A 13,916-nucleotide genomic window follows, 5' to 3' on the forward strand; every position below is an offset into this window, starting at 1 on the left:
AAAGCGAGGACAGAAAAGGAGAAGAAGTTCATGATTTCAACTAACAGCAAAGACTTATTAGCAATGCCAATTAGTGATTTTATTATTTCATCTGAAAAGGTTGCGCATGTACAAAGTGGAAATAGTGCGGAACATGCACTCTTAGTACTTACACGTACAGGGTATTCATCGATACCTGTTTTAGATTTGAAATATCGACTTCAAGGTTTACTAAGTATGAAAATGATTACTGAATCCATTCTTGGACTAGAACATATTGAATATGAAAAGCTACCCGATATTAAAGTGGATACAATAATGGAGAAGGATATTGCTGTATTAAAGTTGACGGATACTTTTCAGCGAGCGCTCGACTTAGTTATTAATCACGCCTTTTTATGTGTTGTGGACGAAGAAGGAACATTTGCGGGAATTTTAACGAGACGTGTTATATTAAAGCAATTGAAAAAATATATTTATCAAAAAGAGTAGTAGTTTAAGAGGGGACTCAGATGAAAATCATGAGGCCCTCTTTGCTTGTATCGGAGGTTTACTGATTGATGGCAACGGAGGCTGAAATTTTAAAAGTACTAGCAGAGGAGCGTAATATGCGTAAAGCAGCAGAACGGTTATTTTTATCTCAACCAGCACTTTCACAACGGTTGCAGACTATTGAAAAGGATTGGGGTGCGCAGTTATTTATTCGTTCGCAAAAAGGACTTACGGCGACACCTGCTGGAGAGCTTATTATTGCCTATGCAACTGAAATGCTCAGCAAAAAAGAAGAGATATTTGAAACAATCCAATCGCTAACGACGAAAGTAAACGGGACATTGAAAATCGCCTGTGCATCGATTGTCGGCCAAAACTGGCTTCCGATAATATTAAAGGATTTTGTATCGAAATATCCTGATGCAAAAATCTCTCTTATGACTGGCTGGAGCTCTGAAATAGTAAAAGCGCTTTATGAAGGTGAGGCTCATATAGGGATTGTGCGTGGGCAGGTTGATTGGAAGGGGGAAAAAATCCACCTATTTCGTGACACCCTTTATTTAGTAGATCAAGAGCTAAAAACTATAGAAGATGTCTTGACGACAGACCGACCTTTTATACAATATAAAAGTGATTCCAATTACTATCAGGAAATTCAACAATGGTGGCAACAGCATTTCGCTTCAAATCCACGAAAGCAAATTTTAGTTGATCAAATTGAAATTTGTAAGCAAATGGCATTGAACGGCATTGGTTATGCTATTTTACCTTCCATTACTTTAAATGATCATGATGGTATTAATAAAATAGCGTTAACGAATAACGAAAAAGAATTCGGTATAACGCGTGATACTTGGCTCATTGGCTATGAATCTTCATTTGAATTACGGCAAGTAGAGGCTTTTGTAGAAGTAGTGCAAGACCATGCGCGATGTTTGTTTGATTATACGAAAAAAAAATAATATATCAAGGCAGTCTCAAGCGATTCACTTGGGGCTGCTTTTTTTACAATGTCGATAAGATGGGCCACTTCACTCACGCGGCTCACGCCAATTTACTATCGTATCACCTAACTTTTAAATTTTATCGACATCCACCTTCAAAGGGAAAAAAGGATTCATACACAAATCAGTGTGTGAAACCTTTTTCTTAGACGTCACTTTACTTACATGCGTAAATTTTGTAATCAGTTAATTCTTAAGAGTTTATGAATATTCATGAAGATGTCGTAAGAATTGGAACAAAATGCAATTTAAATCGTATAATTATGTAGCCAACAATTTACATAAAAAGGGGTTGAGTTTTTGAAAAAAACGAATATTACGGTATTTATACTGTTATTCATGCTTATTATTAGTTTTATTCTACCTGTGGAGCAGGCTAGTGCAGCGGCTACATTGGACGTAGAGGCTAAGGCAGGGATTGCAGGTAAAGCAAAATACCAATCAGTTGTGCCACTTCAAATAACAGTAAAAAATAATGGTACAGATTTTTCTGGAGACATGGTCATCAATACGGCCAATTCCTATCAAGTTGCGTCTGCTAAAGTGCTTCCAATAGATATAGCTGCGGGAGAAGAAAAAACATTTGAAATATATCTAGAAGGTATCGATTCCTGGGATGCAGATGTGTTTGCATTTTATGAAGGAGGCATTGAAAAAGGAAAAAAGGTTGCATATAAAGGAACAAAACAGCTACAAGGTAACTTTTTAGATCCTTCATCAGTTTTTATTTATACATTAACGGATAAAAGCGATCGTTTATCAGCATTTTTGAGGTTATCCCAATTAGCTTCTCAAAATAATGTGGAAGTTTTCAATGTAAAGCAAATCAAGGACTATACACTGCCAGAGGATCCACAAGGATTTGCGATGGCGAATGTTGTGGTTATCGATGAAATTGCTATTGCTGATTTATCGCAAAAGCAACAAGAGTCTTTATTAAATTGGGTACAGAATGGTGGAACATTAATAATAGGAGCTGCTGATCAGCTAACTGCAACAGCAGGTATTTTCAAAGATTATTTACCACTGGCATTATCCGAGCAAATGACATCTGTTTCTGCAAATAGCCTATCAAAATTATCAGGTGGAGGAACTTTTACACAGCCTATTTCTATATATGGGGCAACTGAAAATAAAGGAAGTATTCCTGTATTAACAGATAGCAATAAGATTTTAGCGTCTAAGAAAAAAGTTGGCAGTGGAGAAATTATTCAAACAACTTTTTCTTTAGGAGATCAACCACTTGCATCTATGGATGGCTACCCAGCATTAGTGGGAAAATTGATAAATATTCAAAAGATATCACAACAAGCTTCGATAGCAAATGGACAGTCACCACTGGATGAAATTTCATATGATCTGCGTAACATCAATGAATTATTCCCTTCGTTTGAAGTATCTGTTAGCTATATGCTAATAGTTATTATTTTATATATCTTAATAATTGGCCCTATTTTATATTTCATTTTAAAGAAAATAGACAAACGTGAGCATGCATGGTGGATCATTCCTGCGATATCAATTGTGTTTTCTATTGGTCTATTTATTTTTGGTGCAAAAGATCGAATTGGGCAACCGCAAATTCAACAATCTGCATTTTATAAAATAAATGAAGATAGTAGTGTAAATGGTTATTATGTAGAGTCCATTTTAACAAATCGTAGTGGTGATTTTGTTGTGAATGCAGATAAGAATACAAGTGCTGTCGCGCTACGAAATTCTATTAATTTCGTAGGGGGAAGAGAGGATTTACATGAATTATCCTATATTAAGGACAATGCCAATGGTTCAACGTTAACACTACGTGATTTAAGCTATTGGTCTGTGCAATCGTTTGCAGGGAAGTCAACGGCACATAATCTTGGGAAGATGGATATCGATATTACGTTAAATAATGAAAAGCTAACTGGGACAATTAAGAACAATTTCCCGTTTGCCTTAAAGGATGTTACGTTAATTTCTGGCATTAAAGAAATTAAACTTGGCGACATTGAAGCGAACGGTACACTTAAAGTCGACACAGAGCTAAAAGCAACGGTTCTACAAAAACCATCTAATTTTACTAATTACAATTTCAATAATTATCCAACGAAGAAGGAAGACGTGAATCCTTCACGTATTGAGGGTATGAAATCTATGGCATTACCGCTTGTAGAAGATGATAAAAAACCTGTCATTACAGCATGGGCAGACCAAGCAATTGCTGGGGTTGAGCTAGAAACAAGTGCCAATATGTCTCCGATTTCCTATTTTGTTCAGCCTTTTGAAGGAAAAGTTGAGTTATCAGGTCCATTTACGATGAAACGTAACAACTTTACGTATTCAGTAAACCAACTATCTCCTAATTCGTATGCTGAAAAAGTAGATGAACAGTTAAATACTTGGCACTTATCTGATGGTTCCTATGAAGTATCCATCGCGATGCCAGATAAGTTTATGAATTCAGTTCAAACATTAAACGAACTGACAGTTTCAAATAAGGATATTGATCGCATACAGCTATCAATTTGGAATAACGAAACGAAAAATTATGAGCCATTCGTAGATGCGAAGCAGGTGTTTACAGGTAACATTAAAAAATACTTCAATGAAAATGATGAATTGCTGATTGAAATTAAATTCGGACCAGATCAAATAGGTGAGGAAACAAAATTACCAGATGTAGAGCTGAAGGGAGTGGCGAAATAATGATTGAAATTCGTGATTTAACGAAAAGGTACGGCTCCTTTACAGCACTAGATCATTTGAATCTATCTTTGGAGGAAGGGGTTGTCTTTGGTTTTGTAGGTGCCAATGGGGCAGGTAAATCGACTACATTCTCTATTTTAGCAACGTTGCTATCTCCAACTTCAGGTGATGCCATTATTAATGGTAAAAGCGTTATTAAGGAACCAAAGGAAGTTCGAAAACAAATTGGTTATATGCCGGATTTCTTTGGCGTCTATGATCAACTAAAAGTAGACGAATACTTAGATTTTTACGGTGCCAGCTACGGCATTGGGGCAGCTGAACGAAAAGTACTTATTCCACAGCTACTAGAGCTCGTGAATTTAACGAATAAACGTCATGAATATGTTGATTTACTGTCACGTGGAATGAAGCAGCGTCTTTGTTTAGCGCGTGCCCTTATCCATGATCCAAAAGTATTAATTTTAGATGAACCTGCTTCAGGCTTGGATCCACGTGCTCGAGTAGAAATGCGAGATATTTTACGGAATTTAAAAGCTATGGGAAAAACGATTTTAATCTCCTCACATATTTTGCCTGAACTTGCAGAAATGTGTGATGAAATCGGTGTAATTGATAATGGTAAGCTTATCGCTCATGGCAATGTAGCTTCCATTCAAGCACAGCTACAGGGGGAGAAGCGTATCGTAGTAAAAGTAACGGAGCGTTTAAACGAGGTACGTGCGTTTTTGGAGGAGGATCCACTGATCTCCTCTATAGATGTAATGGATAATCGCTTAGAGATAGCCTTTAATTACCGAGGAACAGATGACGATCAGGTAGCACTATTGAAAAAGGCAATACTTGCGAATTTACCTATTTATGCATTAAGCGAAGAGGAAAAAGATTTAGAGGATGTCTTTATGGCGATTACGAAGGGAGCGGACAATCAATGATGGAACGATTTTATAACCCGGTATTCGTAAAAGAATTGAAGTTACGCTTCCGTTCTTTTAAAAGCTTTTCAGGTTTAATGTTTTATTTAGCGGTTATTTGTATTTTTATCGTAGGATTTTTGCTTATAACGACTGGGTTTACAGGCAAGGGATTCTTCAGACCAGACACAAGCTTTATGATGTTCGCAGTGTTAACAATATTACAGATGGCTCTTGTTCTTTTCATTACACCGAGCTTAACTGCTGGTGCAATTAGTAGCGAAAGGGAAAAGCAAACTTTAAATATTTTACTAACAACGACACAAAGCTCTACTCAAATCATCATTGGAAAATTACTATCCTCGGTAGCATTTTTAGTATTAATGCTTATCGCAGGGTTACCATTGTATAGTTTAGTATTTTTATTTGGAGGCGTATCACCGTCTCAATTAATCTCGATATTTTTATTTTATTTATTAACAGTTGTAGCCATTGGTAGTATTGGTGTTATGTTTTCAACCATTACAAAGCGGACAATTGTTGCGATGATTTCTACGTACGGTTCGATCATTTTTTTAGGAGGTATTACAGCGTTTTTCTTCTTCTTATCGATGGCCTTCCACCAAATGGGGAATACCACAGGTACTGGTACTTCTTATATGGCTTACTTCTGGGCTGCTATTAACCCAGGTGCATTAATGCTTACACTTACTTCATCATCCATGGGCGATGCTTTAGTGCAAGTTTCGGGCGTGAAATTACCTGTATGGATTAGTTATTTAATAGCTTATTCGTTGATCATTGTTGTTTGTTTAACAATTGCGATTAGAAAATTACGTGCCAATATGAAAAGTAATCGATAAGGAGGAAACCTTATGGAGCGTCGTAAGCAATTACGAAAATATATTCAACGTGCAAAGACGAGTTTAACAGTAGAAAGAAGCATTCCAATTGCACAGTACGGCTTGTTTTTGGCATTGCTTTCGAGTGCTGCCCTATTCCTTGTTTCACGGCTCTTTGTTTGGCCGTATTATCGCCAAACAGCTCTTGCTATCTTTATCGTTGTCATACTAGCAACAGTGCTGTTTATGTGGTGGAAGCGTATAAAAGAAAAGGAAGCATTGCATACACTGGATGATTATTTTTCTCACAATGAGCTTGTGACAGCCTTATCGTTCGAGGACGATAAGGACCCACTCGTTCAATCTCTACTAACGAAAGCAATCGAGAACGTTGAAAAAGCGTTTGCTGATTTTAAAGCTCGAAAGAAAAATTTGATTCGTCCAAAAGCATTGATTGGTTTATTTGGAACCGCTGTCGTACTGGCCATTCTTTATATGTTCCCGGCAGCTACACAAATTGAAGCAATTGAGGTGGAAAAAGAAAAAGCTGTCATTGAAGACGTAAAGAAGGAAGTTGCTAAATTAGAGAAAAAAGCAGAAACAAAAGAAGTGAAAGAGCAATTAAAAGAATTGCAAAATACGTTAAAAAAGACAGAAACAGCGGAAGAGGCATTACGGGAAGTCGTGAAAAAGCAAAAGGAGCTTGCTTTAAAGGAGCAACAATTAAAGGATAAGCAAGCAGCTAGTAAGGAGGGTGCTTCTGACGACAAAGGTTTATCAAAGGAAGAAGTGGAGCAATTGCAGGAGCTCGCCCAAATGCAGCAGGAGCTAACGCAAAATGCAAATGCTACTCAGACAGCTATGAGCAAGCTTGGGAAACCTGCAGGCATTACGCTACAAAATGCTATAGCAGGTGCCAATAGTGCTAACAACAATCAGCACAACAATAATAATCCAAATCAAAATTCATCAGGGAATTCACAGCCGAACAATCAGCAAGGTAAAACAGGACAACAAGGCCAAACTAATTCTCAAAATGGATCCCAACAGACTAATAGTAAAGGTCAGAAGCAAGGATCGAATCAAAGCAATCAACAAGGTCAGGGACAAGGTCAGGGTCAGGGACAAGGTCAAGGTCAAGGACAAGGTCGGGGCAATAGTTCAGGTCAAGGTGCAGGCACAGGACAGGGCGGCCGCGATTTATTAACGACACCAAGAATTGGTGGCTCTAGTCAGACTTCAGTTGATGGTGGGGCATTAGGAGAGGGATCACATGTTTCAGAACAACAAGGAAATGGCCCGATTACTAAAGGGTCTATCCGTCCGTATGAGGAAGTTATAGGTTCCTATAAAGATAGCTATTTAGAAAGCTCAGAGCGTTTACAATTACCGAAGGATTTACAAAATGTCGTGCAATCTTATTTCACGTCAATTGAGTCTAAGTAGGAGGAAAAGGTATGGCATTTACAGAGCAACAATATGTTGAAATGAGCACGAAATTACAACAAGTGAAGGAAGAAATTCATCGCTTTATCGTTGGCCAAGAGGAAGCCATTGATTATACATTATACGCAGTCCTTGCTGACGGACATGCATTATTAGAGGGCCTTCCGGGTTTAGGGAAAACGATGTTAATTCGTACAATTTCTGAAGTACTAGATTTATCATTTTCACGAATTCAATTTACACCAGATTTAATGCCAGCGGATATTACAGGGACAAGCATGATTGAGCGCACAGTCGATGGCAAGCAGCAGTTTACGTTCCAGCCTGGTCCGATTTTTAGCCAAATGGTATTAGCGGATGAGATTAACCGAGCAACACCAAAAACACAAAGTGCACTGCTTGAAGCAATGGGCGAAAAAACTGTAACAATTTTAGGAGATACAAAGAAGATGGCAAGACCATTCTTCGTTTTAGCAACACAAAACCCGATTGAGATGGAGGGAACATACCCGTTACCAGAAGCACAAATGGACCGTTTCCTATGTAAAATTCTTGTGTCGTATCCTGAGAAAAGTGAGCTAATGGAAATTATGAAGCGTACAACAGGCGCTAATGAAATTGGTTTACAAAAGATCATGGATACAGAAGCACTGGTTGAAGCGCAGCAAATGGTTAAGGAAGTACTCGTTGCTGATGAAATGCTCGAATTTGCGACGGACCTTGTTGTGGCTACACATCCTGAGAGAGTGGATGCCATTGATGAGGTCAAGCAATATGCCATGTATGGTAGCGGTCCTCGAGGTTTACAAAGTTTAATTAAATTAGCAAAGGCAAGAGCGCTTATGAATGGGCGTTTCCACGTGTCTGTGGCGGATATTAAATCTGTAGCTAAGCCAGTGCTACGCCATCGAATGCTATTGAATTATGAAGGGGAGGCTTCAGGTAAAACAGCAGACGATGTGATTGATGTCATTTTAGAAAAAGTACAGCAAGGTGTTAGCAGGTGACACAAAAATTATTATTGCCCGAAGATTGGTTAGCGAAAATCAGTCGCTTCCAAGTGGCAACGGCCTCCAAATTACGTGGGCAGCACAAGGGCTCGCACCGTTCGCAACGCTTTGGGGCATCGCTCGATTTTTCAGATTTTCGTGAATACCATCTAGGTGATGATGTACGCCAGGTGGATTGGAACGTCTTTGCGAGAACTGATAAATACTTCATTAAACGGTTTTTAGATGAACAAGAAATGCGCGTACACATTTTGCTAGATACAACTAAATCTATGGGCGATCAAGCAAAATGGACTTTTGCCCGGCAAATTGTTGCCTCACTTGGTCTAATGGTGCTCGGTCGCGATGATCGCTTATCTTTTTCTTTTCTGCAGGATGAGGTGAGGCCACCGTTTCGTCGTAAAGGTGCCATGTATCGTCGCGCCTTTTTACAGGTGATCACAGAGATTGAGCAAGCAACCTATACAAATAGCTTCGCACAGGGAGCTTTCAAAGCATTGCCTAAAGATAGTACCGTACTATTTATTGTGACAGACGGACTTGAGCCAATCGATGAATGGGAGCAACTTTTAAAAAGGCTACCGCGTTTTGCAGGGGATGTCCGTATTTTGCAAATAGTTACGCAAGAAGAAATAGCACCGGAGTATACGGGCGACGTACGCTTACTAGATCGTGAAACGGGTAGAGATGTAAATGTTACGATGTCTTCTAAAGTTCTGGACACATATAGGGCAAGACGTTTATTACATGAAGAGGAATTTGAAGCAATTTGTCGACGCTTCGGTGTTCGACAATTACAGCTTAAAGTAGAGGATGGATTGCAGCATGCCATCTTCCAACAATTATTAAAAGCACATTGGATTAGGTGAGGTGAGCCGTATTGGGCTTTAGTCAAATACTTTTTAGCTGGACGGCCATCATCCCGGTCATTGTCCTTCTATATTATTTCTTTCGAAAAAAATATACCGATCAAACCGTATCCTCCACACTTTTCTGGTCGGAAATTATGCAAGAAACCCGTGTGTCACCATACTTAAAACACTTACAAAAAAACGCACTGCTTTATTTGCAACTACTTGCGCTTCTTTTACTCGTACTAGCATTAATGAATCCATATGTTAAAAAGTCAACAATTGTTGGTGCGCAGACGATTTTCATAGTAGACACGTCTGCAACGATGTTAGCTGGGAAAGAGCAGTCAATATTTGATACACATAAAAAAGAAATGCTGTCATTAGTTAATGAACTTGACGGAAGACCTGTGACACTCATTACAACAGGCAATACGCCAAAAGCTATATTACAGCAGGAAACAAAGAGTAAAGATATTGAAAAAGCTATTCAAGAGTTACAAGTAACATATGAGGCAGCACAAATGAATAAAGCTTTAGATGTGGCACAGGCTTTTGTCGGTAACACACCAACATCTATTTATGTCTTTACAGATGCGCTCAATAAAAAGCAATTACCGATGGAAAAAGATACGGTGAAATGGATCGTAAAAGGATCCGCAAAAGATTTAACAAATATCGCAATGACACGTTTTGCTGCTACTACAGATGGACAATCTGCTATGGCACTTGTACAGTTACAAAATGATACGGACCAAGAGCAAAACGTAACACTTTCGATAGAAAATATTAAAGGTAAGGAAATAGTAGCGGAGAGTGTTGTATTACCTCCAAATGAAGCTATAACAAAAACATTCAAAGACCTTCCATTAGAAGATACTATGACTGCCAAGATAGATGCTAAGGACGATTATGCTGTTGATAATTCACAGCCTGTATTGCTACAAACAGCAACTTCAAAAGTAGTTGTCGATCAAAGTATGCATCAGCTCATTCAAAAAGGTTTGCAAACGATTAATAGTAGCGTGAAAATTGTTCCATCTTCACAAGTGGCTGACAATTTGGATGCCACTGTTGTGACAAATCAGACGGCGCTACTCGAAAAGATGGACAAGCCAATTGTATTATTTGGACGGGATGATGTTGAGAAGGTTGAAGCTACTGGGGAAATCAGTACAACAAGTGATGCACTGTTTGCGTTTAGTGAGCTAAAAGATATTTACGTCAGTACTGTATATCCTGGATTCGACAACTATAAAACGATTGCATCAGTTGGAGACCAGCCATTTATTCAGCGTTCACCTAAAGGAGATATTGTTGTATTAGCTGATATTGCAGATACAGATTGGCCGTTGCATCCTTCATTCCCATTATTTTTATGGAGTGCTGAACAGGAGCTTTCAGCATCGATTGGTTCACTTGGTATTTTCACACCAAATGAGCAACGTGCAGTTGCTTTAACACAAGGTGATTGGAGTGTCTATTCGCAGGAAGATGAGTTTTTATCGTCCATTACGAATGGTCTATTAACAGCACCAATGAAGCCAGGAATTTATACAGCTCGCTCAAAGGATGAAGAAAAGCGCTTCATCGTACAGCTTCAAGCACAAGAGCGTGTGATTGAAAAGGGGACAAGCTATACACTTGGAGAGCTTCCGGACAATGGTAAGGAAGAAATATCGAAAACATCGCTCGTACCTTGGCTTATCCTTATCATCTTAGTATTATTTGTTTTAGAGTGGGAGGTGCAACGACGTCGTGGATTTACGAATTGATATGCCATTAGCATTGTTGCTTTTACTTCCGTTGCTTATGTATTTTGGATGGACCTATTGGCGTGAACGTCAGCGACTAAAAAAAAGCCATATCGTCGTACTAGGTATTCGTATTGTGGCTATATGCTGTTTGGTTTTTGCACTTGCAGGGCCCTATATTTTATTGCCCGTAAAGGAAGAACAAGTATTATTTTTAGCTGACCGTTCTGCTTCAATGAATGGTACAGATGATAAGATGTCCAATTTTATAGCGGAAAGTTTACAGTCGAAAAAAGATGAACAGCTTGCAGGGATTTATTCTTTTTCATCGACGTTACAAACGGAAGCCATTTTATCGAAGTTTTTGAAGGAAGTGCCGAAGTTTACAGCTATAAAAGCAACAGATCAAACAAATATTGAACAGAGTCTACAGCTTGCTTCAGGTATTGTAGATCCGAAAAAAGCGACACGACTTGTGCTCTTAACGGATGGCAATGAAACAAAAGGGGATGCCTTAGAATTTGCATCGAAGGTTAAAGGGTCAAATATTAGCATTGATGTAATGCCGTTTAACCAACCTGTTGCGAAGGATGTATCCATGAAAAGCTTTGTTACACCACAAGTTGCTTATGTAGGTGAGCAGCAGCAGTTAGTCGCTGAAATAAATGCAACGGTAGCAGAACAAGGTGAGCTATTACTATACGAAAACGATAAGCTTATTCACCGTGAAGCAGTGGAACTTACAGAAGGTTCAAATGTCTTTACGTTTAAACATTCAGCAACAGCTGAAGGGCTTGTCAAATATGAGGCACTCGTACAGGTAGAGCAGGATGCAATTTTTGAAAATAATAAATTAACAAGCGTCACGATGGTGCAAAGTGAGCCACATTTACTAATTGTTAATGGCTATGATACGGCATCACCAATTGCAGCGGCATTAGGTAAACAATCAATTGCCTACGATGTTGTAAATGCTAAAAGTCTACCAAATGAACTTTCTAGTTATTTACAATACAATGCCATCATTTTTGATAATGTGCCAGGGCATTTAGTAGGCGAGGCAAAAATGAATGTCATTGAGCAAGCCGTGAAAAATTTCGGTGTCGGTTTTACAATGGTCGGTGGTGAAAATAGCTTTGGTTTAGGCGGTTATTTTAAAACACCAATCGAAACTTTACTACCTGTTGAAATGGAGATTAAAGGTAAGGAGCAATTGCCATCATTAGGGCTAGTTATCGTCCTTGACCGCTCGGGAAGTATGTCTGGTGCAAAGCTAGAGCTTGCAAAAGAAGCGGCCGCTCGTTCAGTTGAAATGCTACGAGATGAGGATACGCTCGGGTTTATAGCCTTCGATGATCGACCTTGGGAAATTATTGAGACAGGACCACTTGGCGATAAGGAAGAAGCGGTGGATACGATTTTATCTGTAACGCCAGGGGGAGGTACCGAAATATATGGATCACTTGCTAAAGCTTATGAAAATCTAGCTGATTTAAAGCTACAGCGTAAGCATATTATTCTATTAACTGATGGTCAGTCTCAGCCAGGAAACTATGAGGACTTAATTGCACAAGGAAAAGACAATGGCATAACCTTATCAACGGTTGCAATTGGTCAGGATGCTGATGCCAATTTACTTGAAGCACTCAGTGAGATGGGCAGTGGGCGTTTCTACGATGTTATTGATGAGCAGACGATCCCCTCCATTTTATCTCGTGAAACTGCCATGATATCACGCACATATATTGAGGATAACCCATTCTATCCAACTATATTTAATGCGGCTGGCTGGAATACGTTATTTGCAAATGGTGTACCTAAAATGAATGCTTATATTGGTACAACAGCAAAGCAGGGAGCTACTGTTATTGCAGAAAGTGAGAAAGAGGATCCAGTACTAGCAGAGTGGCAATATGGCCTTGGCAAAACATTTGCCTTTACTGCTGATTCGACAGGAAAATGGACAGGGGACTGGGCAAGATGGCAAAATTGGGGCACTTTTTGGCAAACGCTTATTTCAAAAATGCTACCAAGCTATAATGATGTTGCCTATGATGTACGTCTAGAATCAGACGGCTCATTTGTCATCACTGATCCAACAAATGAAGCGGCGTTCTTAGATATTGTTGCTGTCAATGAAGCAGGTGAAGAACTTGATACACAACTTGAAACTATTTCAGCATCACAAGTTCGAGCAGTCGTACAAGCAGAACCAGGACTCATCTTCTTCCGCATTGCCGATGAAGAACAGACCATTTACCAGGCAGGCTTAAGTGTACCTTATAGTGCAGAGTATGAATTACGCTCAGTGAATGATAAGTTAATCGAAGCACTAACCAAGCAAACAGGCGGCTCTGTTTTAAAAGAACCGAGCGATGTATTCCGTGAATTTACTAAAAAAGGTGCGGAACGTCAAAATATTGCGACATGGCTTTTATTAGCAGGAATGTTGCTATTCTTTATTGATATTACCATCCGCCGCTTCGGTTGGCGCTTCTTAACTAAGCCGAAGAAAAAAGAGCAGCCTGTAGAGAGAACACAGATACAGGAAGATGACACAAATGTTGCCCAGCTATTAAAGGGCATGAAAAAACGACCTTAGTCATTTAAAACGATGGTTCATTGCTTTATAGCAATGAGCCATCGTTTTTTATCATTCTATTTTTGGGTTATTATCAAAAGCTCGGCGTTACAGTTTTTAAAGCATATACCATGAATAATTAGTTGATTGAAGTGAAGACTGGGCGACTACTTGGGGCCAGATCACAGCGTCACAGATGTGGCCCTACCTGCGAAGCGAAGTGGCTCAACGGACGTCGTCAGGAAGCTTTGCTCTGTGCGAAAGTGAAGCGACGGTACAAAGCGCTAGTAGGAACGGAAATTAACCATTATGACGATGAGTCAATTGAAAGCAAACAGATCTTTTTTATGATAAG

10 protein-coding genes are annotated in these 13,916 nt (G+C 39.1%); all 10 read left to right on the top strand.

The features are described from left to right. The first annotated feature begins 30 nt into the window (after positions 1-30). The 10 genes from cbpB to PVA17_RS03430 all read left to right on the top strand — a co-directional run bounded on the left by cbpB (position 31) and on the right by PVA17_RS03430 (position 13,582). A complete protein-coding gene (gene cbpB / locus PVA17_RS03385) occupies positions 31-471 on the top strand; it encodes a cyclic-di-AMP-binding protein CbpB (RefSeq protein WP_100543286.1) in 441 nt (146 codons plus the stop codon). A 68-nt stretch (positions 472-539) separates the two neighbouring features. Next, positions 540-1,433, top strand: a complete 894-nt coding sequence (locus tag PVA17_RS03390; RefSeq protein WP_132357897.1) for a transcriptional regulator CcpC — start codon at positions 540-542, stop codon at positions 1,431-1,433. Between the two features lie 342 nt (positions 1,434-1,775). Beyond that, entirely contained in the window at positions 1,776-4,163 is a 2,388-nt protein-coding gene (locus PVA17_RS03395; RefSeq protein ID WP_274066888.1) for a DUF7408 domain-containing protein, read from the top strand. Further along, complete coding sequence (locus tag PVA17_RS03400; RefSeq protein WP_132357761.1) at positions 4,163-5,098, top strand: ABC transporter ATP-binding protein; 936 nt, start codon at positions 4,163-4,165, stop codon at positions 5,096-5,098. The genes PVA17_RS03395 and PVA17_RS03400 overlap by 1 nt, the downstream gene beginning before the upstream one ends. Next, a complete protein-coding gene (locus PVA17_RS03405) occupies positions 5,095-5,940 on the top strand; it encodes an ABC transporter permease (RefSeq protein WP_132357759.1) in 846 nt (281 codons plus the stop codon). The genes PVA17_RS03400 and PVA17_RS03405 overlap by 4 nt, the downstream gene beginning before the upstream one ends. 12 nt (positions 5,941-5,952) lie before the next feature. Further along, the gene (locus PVA17_RS03410) at positions 5,953-7,365 is read left to right on the top strand and encodes a hypothetical protein (protein ID WP_274066889.1); all 1,413 of its coding nucleotides are present in this window, start codon (positions 5,953-5,955) and stop codon (positions 7,363-7,365) included. 11 nt (positions 7,366-7,376) lie between these two features. Continuing rightward, on the top strand, positions 7,377-8,372 hold the full coding sequence (locus PVA17_RS03415) for an AAA family ATPase (RefSeq protein WP_132357755.1): 996 nt from the start codon (positions 7,377-7,379) through the stop codon (positions 8,370-8,372). Further along, positions 8,369-9,244, top strand: coding sequence for a DUF58 domain-containing protein (locus PVA17_RS03420; RefSeq protein WP_132357753.1), 876 nt, complete (start codon positions 8,369-8,371; stop codon positions 9,242-9,244). Before PVA17_RS03415 ends, PVA17_RS03420 begins: the two co-directional genes overlap by 4 nt. 11 nt (positions 9,245-9,255) lie before the next feature. Continuing rightward, entirely contained in the window at positions 9,256-11,001 is a 1,746-nt protein-coding gene (locus tag PVA17_RS03425) for a vWA domain-containing protein (RefSeq protein WP_274066890.1), read from the top strand. Then, positions 10,985-13,582 carry a VWA domain-containing protein gene (locus PVA17_RS03430; RefSeq protein ID WP_132357749.1) on the top strand — a complete coding sequence of 866 codons (2,598 nt, stop codon included), beginning with the start codon at positions 10,985-10,987 and terminating at the stop codon, positions 13,580-13,582. Before PVA17_RS03425 ends, PVA17_RS03430 begins: the two co-directional genes overlap by 17 nt. Positions 13,583-13,916: the final 334 nt, after the last annotated feature.

The sequence above is a fragment of the Lysinibacillus sp. CNPSo 3705 genome (assembly GCF_028674935.1).
GTDB lineage: Bacteria > Bacillota > Bacilli > Bacillales_A > Planococcaceae > Lysinibacillus.